15 protein-coding genes are annotated in these 16493 nt (G+C 45.0%); 14 read left to right on the top strand and 1 reads right to left on the bottom strand.

Annotated features, from left to right (window positions below):
• From DW205_RS08210 to DW205_RS08165, 10 genes are all read left to right on the top strand, one after another.
• Positions 1 to 644 (top strand): sugar nucleotidyltransferase (locus DW205_RS08210; RefSeq protein WP_233523140.1); only part of this gene is annotated, 644 nt, incomplete at its 5' end.
• A 1-nt stretch (position 645) separates the two neighbouring features.
• Positions 646 to 1227, top strand: coding sequence for a dTDP-4-dehydrorhamnose 3,5-epimerase (gene rfbC, locus DW205_RS08205; RefSeq protein WP_005865240.1), 582 nt, complete (start codon positions 646 to 648; stop codon positions 1225 to 1227).
• A 1-nt stretch (position 1228) separates the two neighbouring features.
• Entirely contained in the window at positions 1229 to 2140 is a 912-nt protein-coding gene (rfbD, locus tag DW205_RS08200; RefSeq protein WP_005865242.1) for a dTDP-4-dehydrorhamnose reductase, read from the top strand.
• A 5-nt stretch (positions 2141 to 2145) separates the two neighbouring features.
• Positions 2146 to 3285, top strand: coding sequence for a dTDP-glucose 4,6-dehydratase (locus tag DW205_RS08195; RefSeq protein WP_005865244.1), 1140 nt, complete (start codon positions 2146 to 2148; stop codon positions 3283 to 3285).
• A gap of 14 nt (positions 3286 to 3299) precedes the next feature.
• On the top strand, positions 3300 to 4562 hold the full coding sequence (locus tag DW205_RS08190; protein ID WP_005865246.1) for a nucleotide sugar dehydrogenase: 1263 nt from the start codon (positions 3300 to 3302) through the stop codon (positions 4560 to 4562).
• Between the two features lie 1157 nt (positions 4563 to 5719).
• Complete coding sequence (locus DW205_RS08185; RefSeq protein WP_008778517.1) at positions 5720 to 6223, top strand: hypothetical protein; 504 nt, start codon at positions 5720 to 5722, stop codon at positions 6221 to 6223.
• Positions 6224 to 6423: 200 nt separating this feature from the next.
• On the top strand, positions 6424 to 6873 hold the full coding sequence (locus DW205_RS08180) for an HU family DNA-binding protein (protein ID WP_005865250.1): 450 nt from the start codon (positions 6424 to 6426) through the stop codon (positions 6871 to 6873).
• Between the two features lie 5 nt (positions 6874 to 6878).
• On the top strand, positions 6879 to 7076 hold the full coding sequence (locus DW205_RS08175; protein WP_005865252.1) for a hypothetical protein: 198 nt from the start codon (positions 6879 to 6881) through the stop codon (positions 7074 to 7076).
• Positions 7077 to 7088: 12 nt separating this feature from the next.
• Positions 7089 to 7559 (top strand): D-Ala-D-Ala carboxypeptidase family metallohydrolase, encoded by a 471-nt coding sequence (locus DW205_RS08170; protein ID WP_005865254.1) that lies wholly within the window; start codon positions 7089 to 7091, stop codon positions 7557 to 7559.
• A gap of 46 nt (positions 7560 to 7605) precedes the next feature.
• On the top strand, positions 7606 to 8655 hold the full coding sequence (locus DW205_RS08165; protein ID WP_008778516.1) for a DUF3810 domain-containing protein: 1050 nt from the start codon (positions 7606 to 7608) through the stop codon (positions 8653 to 8655).
• Between the two features lie 8 nt (positions 8656 to 8663).
• Here DW205_RS08165 and DW205_RS08160 read toward each other — a convergent pair whose 3' ends face one another.
• Positions 8664 to 10871 carry an alpha-galactosidase gene (locus DW205_RS08160; RefSeq protein WP_121963075.1) on the bottom strand — a complete coding sequence of 736 codons (2208 nt, stop codon included), beginning with the start codon at positions 10869 to 10871 and terminating at the stop codon, positions 8664 to 8666.
• A 225-nt stretch (positions 10872 to 11096) separates the two neighbouring features.
• Here DW205_RS08160 and ileS point away from each other — a divergent pair, with 225 nt between their 5' ends.
• The 4 genes from ileS (at position 11097) to DW205_RS08140 (ending at position 16472) form a co-directional block, all read left to right on the top strand.
• Positions 11097 to 14519 (top strand): isoleucine--tRNA ligase, encoded by a 3423-nt coding sequence (ileS, locus tag DW205_RS08155; RefSeq protein ID WP_005865260.1) that lies wholly within the window; start codon positions 11097 to 11099, stop codon positions 14517 to 14519.
• Positions 14520 to 14687: 168 nt separating this feature from the next.
• Positions 14688 to 15068 (top strand): TraR/DksA C4-type zinc finger protein, encoded by a 381-nt coding sequence (locus DW205_RS08150; protein WP_005855535.1) that lies wholly within the window; start codon positions 14688 to 14690, stop codon positions 15066 to 15068.
• Positions 15069 to 15686, top strand: coding sequence for a lipoprotein signal peptidase (locus DW205_RS08145; RefSeq protein WP_005865261.1), 618 nt, complete (start codon positions 15069 to 15071; stop codon positions 15684 to 15686).
• The gene (locus DW205_RS08140; RefSeq protein WP_008778515.1) at positions 15687 to 16472 is read left to right on the top strand and encodes a DUF4296 domain-containing protein; all 786 of its coding nucleotides are present in this window, start codon (positions 15687 to 15689) and stop codon (positions 16470 to 16472) included. It abuts the gene before it with no gap.
• Positions 16473 to 16493 lie beyond the last annotated feature (21 nt).

Raw genomic sequence — 16493 nt, 5'->3', positions numbered from 1 at the left:
AGGCATTTACCATTGGAGCAGAATTCATCGGTGATGACAGCATTTGCTTGGTGCTAGGTGATAATATCTTCCATGGTAATGGATTTACCTTGATGCTAAAGGAGGCGGTTCGTACTGCGGAGGAAGAGAATAGGGCTACTGTTTTTGGCTATTGGGTGAGTGATCCGGAGCGTTATGGCGTGGCCGAGTTCGACCAGGCCGGCAGTTGCCTGAGTATCGAAGAGAAGCCGGAGTGTCCCAAGAGCAACTACGCCGTGGTCGGATTGTATTTCTACCCGAACAAGGTTGTTGATGTAGCGGGTAGCATTCAACCGTCCGCACGTGGAGAGTATGAGATCACTACGGTCAACCAACGATTCTTGGAGGATGGAGCGCTGAAAGTCCAGACTTTAGGCCGAGGCTTCGCTTGGCTGGATACCGGTACGCACGACTCCCTGAGCGAGGCATCTACGTATATCGAGGTATTGGAGAAGCGTCAGGGGGTGAAAGTGGCCTGCTTGGAGGGTATTGCATACCGTCAGGGATGGATAACCGAGGAGCGTATGCGAGAGCTGGCGCAACCCATGCTTAAGAACCAATATGGGCAATATCTACTAAAGGTAATTGAGGAATTAAAGGAGACAGGAGATCCGAATTTAGGTTAAGATGGAGGTAATAAAGACAGATATAGAGGGCGTGGTGATCATTGAGCCGAAGGTGTTTGATGACGCTCGGGGATACTTCTTCGAGAGTTTCTCGCAGCGAGAGTTCGAGGAGAAGGTTCGTAAGATAAATTTCGTACAGGATAATGAGAGTATGTCCTCATACGGAGTGATGCGCGGCTTGCATTTTCAGAGGCCCCCTTTTACGCAGAGCAAATTGGTGCGTTGCGTGAAAGGATGTGTCCTTGACGTAGCCGTGGATATTCGCAAAGGAAGTCCAACTTATGGTAAGCATGTAGCCGTTGAATTGAGTGAGGATAACCATCGCCAGTTTTTCGTGCCCAGAGGGTTCGCTCATGGATTCGCGGTATTGAGTGAGATAGCTGTTTTCCAATACAAATGCGATAATTTCTATGCTCCGCAAGCGGATGGGGGCATCTGTATAAAGGATGAGAGTCTGGGCATAGATTGGCGGATACCAATGGATAAGGCCCTTCTTTCGGAGAAGGATATAAAGCATCCATGCTTGGAGGATTTTGACTCACCGTTTGATTATCATGTAAATTTATACCTTGAATTTGAATAAGATGAATATATTGGTGACAGGAGCCAACGGGCAGTTGGGAAACGAGATACGTATCATCACCCGGGAAAGTGATGACCACTATGTATTCACGGATGTGAATCAAGTGGAAGGAGTAGAGACTGTCTTTTTGGATATTACGGATTTGGAAGCGGTGAGGGTACTGGTTGCGGAGCGGCGCATCGACGTTATCGTGAATTGCGCCGCCTATACCAACGTAGATGCGGCGGAGAGTAATGAGGCGTTGGCCGAGAGGCTGAATGCCGAGGCCCCGGAAAATTTGGCCAAGGCGATGAAGGCGGTCAATGGTTTGTTGGTGCAGATCTCTACGGATTATGTGTTTGGCAAAGAGCCTTACAATGTGCCCTGCCAAGAGGATCAACAGGGTACGCCAACCGGTGTGTATGGTATGACAAAATTGCGGGGTGAGCAGAAGATCATGACTGTAGGTTGCAAGCATGTGATAATTCGTACCGCTTGGTTGTACAGTGAGTTCGGGAAAAACTTTTGCAAAACGATGATGCACCTTACGGCTACTCGGCCCCAACTGAAGGTGGTATTCGATCAGGCTGGTACACCGACATACGCTTACGATTTGGCGAAAGCCATAGCGGCAGTCTTGCGTGATTATGCGACGGACATAGCTTGCGCTATTTATGGCAAGAGCGGCATCTATCATTACTCCAACGAGGGGGTCTGCTCTTGGTTCGACTTCACGAAGATGATCGCCGAATACAATGGCACGACCGCTTGTGATATCCGGCCTTGTCATAGCGACGAGTTCCCCAGCCCCGTAAAACGTCCGTCCTATTTGGTATTGGACAAAACAAAAATCAAAGAAACATTCGGCGTTCGAGTTCCTTATTGGACGGAATCCTTAAAACGATGTATCACTAATTTAAAAAACAACTGTTAAGAATCATGGCAAAACGAAATATAGTAATCACCGGTGGTGCGGGCTTCATCGGCTCTCACGTTGTACGTCTGTTTGTAAACAAATATCCGGGATATAACATCATTAATTTGGACAAGCTGACCTACGCCGGCAACTTGGCAAACCTAAAGGATGTGGAGGACAAACCAAACTATAAGTTTGTGAGGATGGACATTTGCGACTTTGAGGCGTTCTATCAATTGATGCGGGATGAGCAGATCGATGGTATCATCCATTTGGCGGCCGAGAGCCATGTAGACCGAAGTATCAAGGATCCGTTTACATTCGCCCGGACCAATGTGATGGGTACTTTGGCTTTGCTCCAAGCCGCTAAGTTGTATTGGGAAAGCCTGCCGGAGAAGTATGAGGGTAAACGCTTCTATCATATCTCTACCGATGAGGTGTATGGAGCGTTGACGATGAACCATCCGGAAGGAATCGAGCCCCCGTTCATGACAGCGGCTTCCTCCGGTGAGCATCACTTGGCATACGGAGATGATTTCTTCTATGAGACAACGAAATACAATCCTCATTCGCCCTATTCAGCGAGTAAGGCAAGTTCAGACCATTTTGTACGTGCCTATCACGATACTTACGGCATGCCGACCATCGTGACAAATTGCTCAAACAACTATGGCCCCTATCAATTCCCGGAGAAACTGATACCCCTATTCATCAACAACATCCGTCACCGCAAGCCGCTACCGGTCTATGGCAAGGGCGAGAACGTGCGCGACTGGCTGTTCGTGGAGGATCATGCCCGTGCGATAGACTTGATTTTCCACAACGGAAAGATCGCCGAGACCTACAATATCGGTGGCTTCAACGAGTGGAAGAATATCGATATCATCAAGGTGGTGATCAATACGGTGGATAGTCTGTTAGGACGTAAAGAGGGTGAGGATATGGATCTTATCACCTACGTGACTGACCGTTTAGGCCATGACGTACGCTATGCCATCGACTCAACAAAGTTGCAAAAGGAACTCGGCTGGGAGCCTAGCTTGCAATTCGAGGAGGGTATCGAGAGGACTGTGAGATGGTACTTGGAGAAGCATGAATGGTGTGAAAATATTATTAATGGTGAATACCAAGATTACTATGTAGAAATGTATGGAAATCGTTGAAAAATAATTATAAAATGAGCTATATAGTCAACAAACAATACAAAATAGCCGTAGCCGGTACCGGTTACGTTGGTTTATCAATTGCCACTTTGTTATCACAGCATCATGAGGTGGTAGCCATAGACATAGTTCCTGAGAAGGTAGATTTGATCAATAATAAAAAATCACCGATTCAAGATGATTACATAGAAGAGTATTTGGCTAGTCATAAATTGAATTTGAAAGCTACGCTAGATGCGGAGATGGCTTATAAGGACGCTGATTTTGTGGTGATAGCGGCTCCGACAAATTATGATAGCCAGCGAAATTTCTTTGATACGTCCGCTGTTGAGGCTGTGATAGAGCAGGTGCTTCGTTTTAATCCAAATGCTTTTATGGTCATTAAAAGTACGATACCTGTTGGTTATACGATTTCCGTACGTGAGCGGTTTCATACAAAGCGTATTCTTTTTAGTCCGGAGTTCTTGAGAGAGTCTAAGGCTTTGTATGATAATTTGTATCCTAGCCGGATCATCGTGGGTACGGATTTGTCTGATCCGGAATTGGTAGATGCCGCTCATATTTTTGCTGAACTGTTGCAAGAAGGTGCTATAAAAGAAAATATAGATACCTTATTTATGGGGTTGACAGAAGCTGAGGCCGTAAAACTATTCGCAAATACATATCTTGCACTACGTGTTTCTTATTTTAATGAGTTGGATACGTATGCGGAAATGAAGGGGTTGGATACTCAATCGATCATAAATGGTGTGTGTTTGGATCCTCGTATCGGTAATCACTATAATAATCCTTCTTTTGGCTATGGGGGGTATTGTCTGCCGAAAGATACAAAACAATTACTCGCTAATTATGCGGATGTACCCGAAAATTTGATAGAAGCGATTGTGGAGAGTAACCGGACTAGGAAAGACTTTATAGCAGATCAAGTACTTCGTATGGCGGGTTATTATGCTTACGGGGAAGAGAATGAATGGAGTAGTGTACGGGAACATCCTGTTACGATCGGTGTTTATCGATTGACGATGAAGTCTAATTCTGATAATTTTAGACAATCTTCTATTCAAGGAATAATGAAACGAGTGAAAGCAAAAGGAGCTACTGTGATTGTTTATGAACCAGCCTTGTCGGATAATACTACATTTTTTGGGTCAGAAGTTGTTAATGATTTGGATCTCTTTAAAAAACGTAGTGCGGCTATTATAGCCAATCGATATGATGTGGAATTGGATGATGTGAAAAATAAGGTATATACACGAGATGTATATAGAAGGGATTAATCTAAATTAAGGTTAGCGTCCAAAAATGACGTATAGCATCATTCAACAGAAATATAGATCTTTGTTGCTGTAATTAAAACCCAATTAATATGTAGAGCAATAACAATTCTGAAATTTTTTTCCTCCGCTACAAATCCGAAGCGGTCACGAACAAGGATTCCATCCGATCCTTCTGTTTTAGAAATAAGGTACCGTATAACCTGTTTGAAAAATGGTTAAGATGTTTTCATAGGAGATGGGTTGAAATCCGTACATTTAAGGAGGCTGAACATCAACTGTGCCTGTCACATGTCCGGGCTAATATGTTAAAGCGTATGATCAAGGAGGTGAAAAGAGAGCCTTGGTCTTTACGGACAGTTTGGATTTCTTCTTTAGAAAGGAACGTGATTATAATGAAGAGAATCTTATTCTTGAAGAAAGAGTCTGATGATCACTTACTATGCAATGTAACAGTATGTTACACTTTGGTCGTGACGAAGGTGTAGAAATGGCAGCTGCATATCATGGTGTAATCAGTACTGTGAGGCAGCGGGGGAAGTGAGCTTGGGATTTCCTTGGTGAATATTTTAAAAATATTTTTAATGATTGTAAGGACTTTGTTAATCTCATACCCCAGAATATAGAGTTGGTATGTACTAATGGTTAAATTCAACGTTTTTAACATAAAATTAGGTAGGTGCTACAAAAGAGCCTATACATTGGTGCATGCTCTAATTAGAGTACCAACAAAGGTGTTGCGTGATTGCCATAAATTAATTAGGAAAGCACTATTGGCGGTTTACTTTTGTTTATGTGGAGTCGATTTTTAAGATATCTCCTCTTCTATGTCTTCAACTCCCATGGTGTCAATCATGGGAGTACATATCGCCGATATGCTTATCGGTATAACGCCAAAAAAGAAAGAGGAACTTCCATGGAAGTGTTTGCAAGAAATGAGAACCACAAAGGTGCGATGATGAATGTGTAGATGATAGAATAGACTGTAGAATCGATATAGAATAAAGATTTTGTACCGGTCTTCTTTCTCCCTTCGGGGAGGTAAGGAGGCCGGTTCTGTTTTTATGTATGCCTTGATGATCCATATATAAATGTGGGATTCGGCCTTCTGCGGCGCAGGGATAAATATTCCCCCTGTGATCGTGGAAATGAAAAATCTTATGAAAGATTTGAAGGGACTATTAGGCGAATTTCGGGGTTGGCCTACCGTTGAGTTGTTTAGTGTGCGTCTGGCCGGATTGTCGGCGGAAGATAGAGAAAGGCATTTGCTGGGGTTTTGTAAGCTGGCTTTTGGGCATTATGAAGAGTTGCCGATGGGATATCGGAGATTGGTGGATGGTTATTTGGATGGGGAGCGAGGGGAGAACTTGATGGTGTGGTATTTGACAAGGCATACGCCGTGGAAGAATGCCCGTTATGAGTTGCATCGACCGGACTTGTTTTTGCGGATGGCGAAGCTGGTGGAGTTTACGGATCGGGATGGGCGTTTGCCTTATTCTCATTTGGCGGCTTGTTTATGTATGGCGTTTTCCGTCCGGAGTTTATCGGATCCTAATTCGGAGGTCTTGCCGAAATCCTTGGCTAGCCGTTTGAGCGCATTGAATATATTACCAAGTGATATTTTGGAACTGGCGGGGAAGAGGGAAATAACGGATGAGATGTGATTCTTTATTGATAAATGTTAAATGTACGTGGATTGAAGTCGATGAAATTTGGTGTGTTTTTCGTTGATTTGGGAATGTGTGTGTTGGCTGCTAGGTCGTTAACTGTTTTGCGTCATCGAAGTCAGGCTTTGTGGCTATTATACCTTTGTCATGTGTTCGAAGCATGGTTACATTCATTTATTCATTAAAAACGTATAGTTATGGCATTGAAATTTAAATTAGTAATGAGAAAGAATCTAGGTGAGGATCACGAATCTATTCCTGAAAAGGTATACGCTCAAATGGTGTATGGAGATCTGGTTACTTTTGATGAATTTGCGGAGGAGGTGGCAGATAGCTCTGGTGTAGGTAGCGCTAGCGTGAAGGCGGTTCTGGATCGTATGAATGTGGTGTTGGTCCGTCATTTACAGCATGGCAGGCGTGTCAGTGTAGGTGAGCTGGGACTTTTCCGCTTTTGTTTCGGATCGTCGGGGGTACCGGATGAGAAGACGTTTTCAACGAACTTGATTCGGGAGCCGAAAGTACGGTTCTACCCGGGCAAGGCGCTACGCGTAGCCAAGAGCCGGACAAGTTTTGAGAAGACTGTGCTTCCAAATGAAGAAGATACGGGTGGAAACGGGAGTGATAGTGAAAGTCCGGATGAAATCTAAGAGCTATGAGGCGTTTGACGATTCAATTAATTGTTGCGATCCTGCTCTCAATGAGCGGGATCACACTTCTCTTCAGCGGATTCTGGATTGATCCGCAAGGATTGATCGATAACAGTGTACTGGTGGCTTTCGGTGAGATCAGTACGTTTGCCGGGGCCCTTTTTGGAGTGGACTACTCTTATAAATTGAAAATTAATAATTGAAAATTGAAAATTATGGAAAGACATGATAAAAGGTTAACAGAGCATTTTTGTTTGGATGAGTTTACTTATAGTGGTATTGCCGTGGACAATGCGATAAATAATCAGCCTCCTCCTTGTGCATGTCTAGCGCTTCAAAATTTGGCAGTTGGTTTATTGGAACCATTACGTCTATTGTATGGGGCACCGATTGCTATATTGAGTGGATATCGGAATGAGAAGGTAAATCGTCTTGCTGGCGGGGTCGTTACCAGCCAACACTTGAAAGGAGAAGCGGCAGATTGCTATGTTGCCGATGGGCCGGAAAAATTGTTGGATGTATTGCAATGTTCCGGTTTAGTATTTGACCAAGCTATATTATATGGACGAAGACGTTTTTTGCATCTTTCCTTAAAGATAAATGGAAATAACAGGATGCAAGTGTTAGTTTATATGCTTTGTGTTGTCTGTATGTTCTGTAGTTGTGGAGCGTTAGTTCTTTTTTAATAATAAAACTGTGTGGACTGAAAAGGATATGATATATTTGCCTCCTATGATTAAACTTGAATATCTAAAAAAGATACGTGTTCGTTGGATTATATTGGCGATTTTTCTTGTCGCAATATGGATCGTGATGGGAAATCCCAGATTAGGCGAATGGTATTCCCGTTCGATTTATCCATGGGTATCGGGTATGCTATCTCGTTTCTCCTGCTTGTTCCCTTTTTCCGTAGGGGATTGTTTTATTTATGGTAGCATCGCCGGGTTATTAGGGTATCTGTCGTATGCGATTATAAGGAGGCGGAGGATCGGGAGGACAATAAGGCATGTCGTGGAATATCTGGCATGGGTGTATGTCTGGTTCTATATCGCTTGGGGATTGAATTATTTCCGGGAAGATTTTTTCACTCGTACGCGAACCACTTATGTGCCTTTTTCCTCGGAACATTTCCAATCCTTCTTGGATGCCTACACGGATTCCCTGAACGCCTCATGGGTTCCGATAGAGACGATCGATCGGGAGGTCGTGAAAGAGGCGGTGCAGGAAGGATATCGGGAATTGCCTACTCGTTTCGGGCTTACCACTCCCGGAACCTATCTTCATCCTAAAACGATGCTGTTCTCCCGGTTGATGAGTGGAGTAGGGGTGATGGGATATATGGGGCCGTTTTTTACGGAGTTCAATTTGAACGGCCAGCTCTTGCCCGTGCAATATCCCGCCACCTACGCCCATGAGATGGCTCATGTGCTTAGTATATCCAACGAGGCCGAGGCTAATCTATACAGTTATTTAATATGCACGGGTTCTTCCGTGCCGGAAATCCGGTTCTCTGGTTACTTCTCTTTGCTGCCTTATGCGCTGAGTAACGCATATGTGGCTTTGGATAAGGACGCTTTTGAGGCATGGAAGAAAAGATTACGCCCCGAGATCAAGGACTTGTATAACGAGAAAGTCGCCTATTGGCAATCCTTATACAGCCCGTTGATCGGCGAGGCACAAGACGTGGTCTATAATCTTTTCCTGAAAGGCAATAAGATACCTACTGGAACCGCTAATTATTCGGAGGTGATCGCCTTATTGATCGCCTTGGAAGGAGAATGATTTATTCATCATTTAACTTCCTCCAAATAAAGCACCCGGCTCGAGTAATCATTCTGTTTGTGATAATCGACAATGTGATTATAAGGGATTTCCAGTCCGTTCGCCATGAGATATTCTCCGGTGAAAGCTTTACCCTCGAAGGCCAGAGGCTCGTTGTCGATCCGGTTCAGTTCGCAGACTCTGTATTTCTTGTCTGGGGATAATCCGTTCATCTTTACACGGGGTAAATGTTGGTTGACAAAATGCTCGGTCTTCCACCAATAAAATACGGCTTTGTCTTTCTCCGGTGAAGTGTACATCAAGGAAGCTACTCCCAAACGATCGTACGGAGAAACCAGACGGTAGATATCGCCGAATTGCACGACGGGACGGATCGTCTTATAATCGGCGATCGCCTTGCGGCAAAGTGTTTTCTCTTCTTCTGTCATATTTTTGGGTTGGATCTCCATGCCCAAACGGCCGCTCATCGCTACGTCGATCCGATATTTTAGGGGAATGACCCGGAATGTTTGATGGTTGGGGGCGGCGCTGATGTGTGAGGCCATGGCGATAGCCGGGAAAAAATAAGAAGTACCCCATTGCATATAGATACGCTGTAAGGCATCGGTATTGTCGCTTACCCAAAACTCATCGAAGTAAGGCATGACACCGTAATTTGCCGGGCCTCCACCGCTGGCGCAAGCCTGTAGGGTTAAATCCGGGTATTTGGCTCGGATACGCTCACAGACTTTCTTGAATCCTTCGTGATATTCGATATACATATGGCTTTGCTGATCCGAAGGCAGATATTGGGAGCCATGGTTCAGGATGCTCATATTGGCGTCCCATTTGATATAATCGATCTCCGGGTATGTTGTCATCAAGTTGTCGACGATACCGAATATGAAGTCTTGCACCTCGGGATTGGAGAGATCAAGAACGACCTGTGTACCGCCACGCCCCAGGACGATTTCCCTGTTTGGAGCTTTCAATACCCATTCCGGATGCTTCTCGTACAATTCGCTTGTCGTGTTGGCCATTTCCGGCTCGATCCAGATACCGAATTTAATACCATGCTTGTTGGCGTCGGCGATCAGGCCCTCGATGCCTCTTGGTAGTTTTCGGGCATCAACCATCCAATCCCCTAAGGACGAGTTATCTTTATTACGAGGATATTTATCGCCAAACCAGCCGTCGTCCATGACGAACAACTCGCCGCCCATAGACTGGATATCACTCATCATTTGGTCCATACCTTCTTGATTGATATCGAAATATACACCTTCCCAACTGTTTAGTAAGATTTTCCGGGCGGTCGCTCCATTCGCTATCTTATGTTTGCGTGCCCATGCGTGGAAATTTCGGCTGCTTCCGCTTAAGCCGTCCTTACTGTAAGTCAGCGCCAATTCCGGTGTACGGAAACTTTCTTTGGCTTTGAGGGTGTAAGCCGAGTTCTCCTCGTTTATTCCCGCGAAGAAATGGTGATAGTCGCTATCATCCGTATCGAAGAATAATTTGTAGTTACCGCTATAGCATAGGGCGGCGCCAATAACGGAACCGGTGTTTTCCTTTGGTTTTCCGTCTAGGGAGATCATCACTTCGGCGTGGGCGGTATGGGAGTTGCGGATACCATCCTTGTTTTTTATCATCTTGATGCCCGGTCGTAACGGTTCTTGTGCCAATTGAGCCTCGTTTGCCCATGAGCCGTATAAGTGGGAAACCCATACGTCTCCTTTCCGGATCGGCAGATAAGCGGAAGCGAAACGATTGAGGGTGATCGCTTTTTTCTCCTCATGCGTGATCTCTGTCCAAGTCTCGATGATATCGGCGTCCGGATAGGTTCTGTAACAGAGATTCATATAAAAAGGATACACTTTATCTTTTAATCGGATCGTTGTGATATCTGCCGTTTGCTCTTTTCGTGTATCTACTTTTATGACTTCCAGTTGAAGGGTCATATTCCCGTCGCCATGGGTAACGGACAATGCGCTTTCGGAGGGGCAATTCAAGCCGTAGACCGGATAAGCGGAAAATGTTTTCTGCTCGGTCTCGAGCAAGGTAGCCGCATCGGAAGTGGATAACTTGTCTCCATAGTAGATGAATCTTACCTCTCCGCCGACAGGTGCGTCTAGCAATAATGAGGTATTCCTCGTGGAAATCAATACGTCTTGTGCCCATAAACTAGTGGTCAATAGGGAGGCGCAACATAAATAACCGAATTTACTCTTAATGTTCATTTTATTAGTAGGTGTTAGATTTAAATTCAGGGGCAAAAGTAGGAGAGAGCCGGTAGGTTTCCTAATAGGATTTTATCAGATACTGTTACTTTTCTGCTTTAACTAAAATTTGTTTCACGCAGAAGAAACCCGTGCTTTCATTAATGAAAATTCCATATTGTCTAATTCGAAAGAAATCACTAACTTTGCGGCAATTTTTTAGAAGCAAGATAAATACATCGCGATATGAGTAAGAAATTTACCGAATATTCTAAGTTTGACTTGTCGAACGTAAATAAAGAGGTGCTGAAGAAATGGAAGGATGGAGACATCTTCCATAAGAGTCTTGAAACAAGAGAGGGACATCCTACATTCGTATTCTACGAGGGTCCTCCATCCGCAAACGGTATGCCGGGTATTCACCATGTTATCGCCCGTTCGATTAAGGATATTTTCTGCCGCTATAAAACCATGAAGGGATTCTTGGTGAATCGTAAGGCGGGTTGGGATACACACGGTCTGCCTGTCGAGTTGGGCGTGGAGAAGGCTTTGGGCATCACGAAGGAAGATATCGGTAAGAAGATTTCTGTCGCTGAGTATAACGCCGCTTGCCGTAAGGACGTGATGAAGTTCACGAAAGAGTGGGAGGATCTGACGCAGAAGATGGGTTATTGGGTGGATATGGAGAATCCGTATATCACGTATGATAACCGCTATATCGAGACCTTGTGGTATCTATTGAAAGAGCTTTATAAGAAAGGTCTTTTATATAAAGGCTATACGATCCAACCGTATTCTCCCGCCGCGGGTACGGGCTTGAGCACGCACGAGTTGAACCAACCAGGCTGTTATCGTGACGTGAAGGATACGACTTGTACGGCACAGTTCCATATATTGGACCCGAAACCGGAGATGGCACAATTCGGCGATCCTTATTTCTTGGCATGGACAACGACTCCTTGGACGTTGCCTTCCAATACGGCGCTTTGCGTAGGCCCGAATATTACTTATCTGGCTGTACAGACTTATAATCCTTACACGGGTATCCCGATGACTGCTGTTATAGCGAAAGATTTATTGTCTGCTTATTTCAATCCGAAAGCCGCTGAGCTTTCTTTGTCTGATTACAAACCGGGTGACAAGCTGGTTCCTTTCAGCGTAGTAGGTGAGTGGAAGGGTTCCGAGTTGGCCGGTATGAAATATGAGCAATTGATCCCATGGGTAAATCCGGGTGAAGGTGCATTCCGTGTGATCACGGGTGATTTCGTTACGACAGAGGATGGTACGGGTATCGTACATATCGCGCCGACGTTTGGTGCGGACGATAACCGTGTGGCGAAAACATTCGGGGTTCCTCCTTTGATGATGCAGGATAAGGATGGAAATATGCGCCCTATGGTGGATATGACCGGTAAGTTCTATAAGCTGGAAGACTTGGCTCCGGAGTTTGTACAAAATTGTATGAACGCCTCTGATTATGATCCATGGCAAGGAAAATTCGTGAAGAACGCTTACGATGATACGAAGACGGATAAAGATGAGACATTGGATATTGAGATCTGCATGATGCTGAAGGCCCAGAACCGGGTGTTCAAGATCGAGAAGCATGTCCACAATTACCCGCATTGCTGGCGTACCGATAAACCGGTATTGTATTATCCGTTGGATAGCTGGTTTATCCGCACGACCGCTTGCCGTGAGCGCATGATCGAGTTGAACAATACGATCAACTGGAAACCGCAGAGCACGGGTACGGGACGTTTCGGCAAATGGCTGGAGAACTTGCAAGACTGGAACTTGAGCCGCAGTCGTTATTGGGGTACTCCGTTACCGATCTGGCGTACGGAAGATGGTAGCGAGGAGAAGTGTATCGGTTCCGTGGTAGAGCTGTTCGGCGAGATCGAGAAATCGGTGAAGGCCGGCTTTATGGAGTCTAACCCTTATAAGGACTTCGCTCCGGGAGATTATACGAAGGAGAACTACGAGAAGATCGATTTGCACCGTCCGTATGTGGATGATATTATCTTGGTTTCCGCTTCCGGCAAGCCGATGAAGCGTGAGACAGACTTGATCGATGTATGGTTCGATTCCGGCGCTATGCCTTATGCCCAGATCCACTATCCGTTCGAGAACTTGAAGGAGTTCGATAATCGTCAGATCTATCCGGCTGACTTTATCGCTGAGGGTGTTGACCAGACACGCGGTTGGTTCTTTACCCTGCATGCTCTGGGCACCATGATCTTTGATAGCGTGGCTTACAAGGCTGTCGTGTCTAACGGTCTGGTATTGGATAAGAACGGAAACAAGATGTCTAAACGCTTGGGCAACGCTGTTGATCCATTCTCTACGATCGAGAAGTATGGTTCGGACCCGTTGCGTTGGTACATGATCACGAACGCTTCACCATGGGATAATATTAAGTTTGATATCGATGGTATCGAGGAAGTTCGCCGTAAGTTCTTTGGTACATTATATAATACGTATTCATTCTTTGCTTTGTACGCTAACGTGGATGGCTTCGACTACTCCGATCCGGATGTGGAATGGAGTAAGCGTCCGGAGATTGACCGTTGGATCCTTTCTCTGTTGAACAGCTTGGTGAAGGATGTGGATGGCTACTTGGAGGCTTACGAGCCGACTCGTGCCGGACGTGCTATCTCTGATTTCGTAAATGATAACTTGAGTAACTGGTATGTGCGTTTGAACCGCCGCCGTTTCTGGGGTGGTGGTATGACGGAGGATAAGTTGTCCGCTTACCAGACTTTATATACTTGCTTGGAGACAGTGGCTAAGTTGATGGCTCCGATCGCTCCGTTCTATGCCGATCAGTTATTCTTGGACTTGGTCGCTGTTACGGGACGTGAGAACGTTGAGTCCGTACACTTGTCCGATTTCCCGGTTTACGACGAGTCTAAGATCGACAAGAATTTGGAAGAGCGTATGCAAATGGCTCAAGATGTTTCTTCTATGGTATTGGCTCTTCGCCGCAAGGTGAATATCAAGGTTCGCCAGCCGTTGCATACGGTAATGATTCCGGTTGTAGACGCTCATCAACAAGAGAGTATCGAGGCCGTGAAGAACCTGATCTTGAACGAGGTGAACGTGAAGGAGCTGAAGTTCGTGGATAATACGGCAGGTATCTTGGTGAAGAAGATCAAACCGGACTTTAAGAAGTTGGGCCCGCGCTACGGAAAGATCATGAAGGCGTTGGCCGCCACGATTCAATCGATGAGCCAAGAAGATATCAACGCTTTCGAGAAAGCCGGAACGTTTACCTTGATGGTAGATGGACAGGAGGCCGTTTTGGAGCGTACGGATGTAGAGATCATCTCTGAGGATATCCCGGGTTGGTTGGTCGCTAATGAAGGTCGCTTGACAGTCGCTTTGGATATTACCGTAACCGAGGATTTGCGTAAGGAGGGGCTGGCCCGTGAGTTGGTGAATCGTATCCAAAACTTGCGTAAGAGCAGCGGTTTCGATATAACGGATAAGATCCATGTATCCATTCTTTCTTGCGAGGAGATGGATGAGGCGATCCATGATTATAAGGATTATATCGCTAACCAAGTATTGGCGGAATCTATCGAAATCATGGATAATGCGATCAGCGACGCTACGGAACTCGATTTCGAGGACTTTAAATTGTCCGTAAAGATCGAGAAAGCTTAAAAATAGAATAGCATTTCTTGCGGAAGAATTAGGAATGAAATATAGGAAAATCGATAATTATATTATCTTTGCATGCAAAGAAGAAATAATATGATTTTATATTCATTCTTAATTCTTCTTTTTGATTGATATTTGAACGATTGTTGAACCTAAATTTTTTTTAGAACCATGGCAGAGAAGACAAGATATTCAGACGCTGAGCTCGAGGAGTTCCGCGCTATTATATTAGAGAAACTGGAAATCGCGAAGAGGGATTACGAGCTTTTGCGATCAGGGGTTACGAATTCCGACGGTAACGACGTGGCTGATACGTCTCCTACATTCAAGGTGCTGGAGGAAGGTGCTTCTACGTTATCGAAGGAAGAGGCGGGCCGTTTGGCGCAACGCCAGATGAAATTCATCCAGAATTTGCAGGCCGCTTTGATCCGTATCGAGAATAAGACCTACGGTATTTGCCGGGAGACTGGTAAATTGATCCCGAAAGAAAGGCTACGTGCCGTGCCTCATGCGACTTTAAGTATCGAAGCAAAACAAGGAGGTGCAAAGTAAATGAGATATTCTAAAGGTTGGGGAGCAGTGTTAATCATAATACTGCTCCTTCTTCTTGACCAAGCGCTGAAAATATGGATTAAGACCCACATGCAGTTGCATGAGAGTATAGAGATAACTCCGTGGTTTTATCTCTATTTTACCGAGAATCCGGGTATGGCATTCGGTATAGAGGTGATTGGGAAATTATTCCTTTCCGTATTCCGTATCGTGGCTGTATTGTTTATCGGATATTATTTGTATAAGCTGGTTAAAGAAAATTATAAATTCGGTTTTATTGCCTGTATATCTTTGGTTTTCGCGGGGGCGGTGGGAAATATAATCGACTCGATATTCTATGGCGTGATCTTCGACCATAGTTTCGGGCAACTCGCTACTTTTATGCCGGAGGGAGGTGGTTATGCCTCTTGGCTGCATGGTAAGGTGGTGGATATGTTCTATTTCCCATTGATAGAGACCGTATTCCCTGATTGGGTTCCGATCTGGGGTGGACAGGAGTTCGTTTTCTTCCGTCCGATCTTTAATTTGGCGGACTCGGCGATTTGCGTGGGAGTTTTCCTTTTGTTAATATTTTATCGGCATACTTTGTCGGCTAGCCTTTCGAAAGAAGAGAAATAAATGCGGAGAAAATTACGGATATATGGTATGGCTTTATTAGCCACGACGTTGCTGGCGGCATGTAGTAAGGTTCCGGATGGTATTCTGTCGGAGAAAAAGATGCAGGGTGTCTTGACGGATATGTTGCTGGCTGAGGCCATGGTAAATGTGGATTATAACGCTTATAAATCCGATACCATGAAGCTTGCCTTGTATGAGTCTGTATTCCGTAAGCATGATATTACACAAGCGGTGTATGATAGCTCGTTGGTGTGGTACGGCCGTAACTTGGATATTTACATGGAGGTCTACAACCGGGTCTTGGCCGATCTTAATAAACGGATCAATAACTTAGGGGATGTGCAGGCGGACGCTGCGCCCGTATCTAACCGGGATTCCGTGGATATTTGGCCTCGCCGTTCTTATCTGGTCTTGTCTCCTACCTCTGTATTTAATGGGGTGACTTTCGATATACGTCCGGAAACGAATTATTCCTCGGGCAGTAGTTTCGTGCTGGGCATGCGTGTCTGGGGATTGAATAACAAAATGGCTTATAAGCCGGAGGTACGTTTAAGCGCGGACCAAGGTGATACGACCTTGACGGTGAATAGTAAGATCACGAAAGATGGATATCACGAGACGATCTTGAAGACTATACCAACTAAGAAAGTAAAGCGTGTGTTTGGATATATCCGTATGGATAATATGGATACGACTTATTATAAGGTGTATATAGATAGCTTAAGCTTGATGAAATATAACTATGGTAAGGAGCTTGCCGAATTACCCAAGGATTCTATTAAGTAATCTCTCTATTTGTTTATTGTA

It is taken from the genome of Parabacteroides sp. AM17-47 (genome assembly GCF_003434625.1).
GTDB classification, from domain to species: Bacteria; Bacteroidota; Bacteroidia; order Bacteroidales; family Tannerellaceae; genus Parabacteroides; species Parabacteroides distasonis.
Note: the sequence above shows the minus strand (reverse complement) of the source record. Positions and strands in the feature narration are given on the sequence as shown.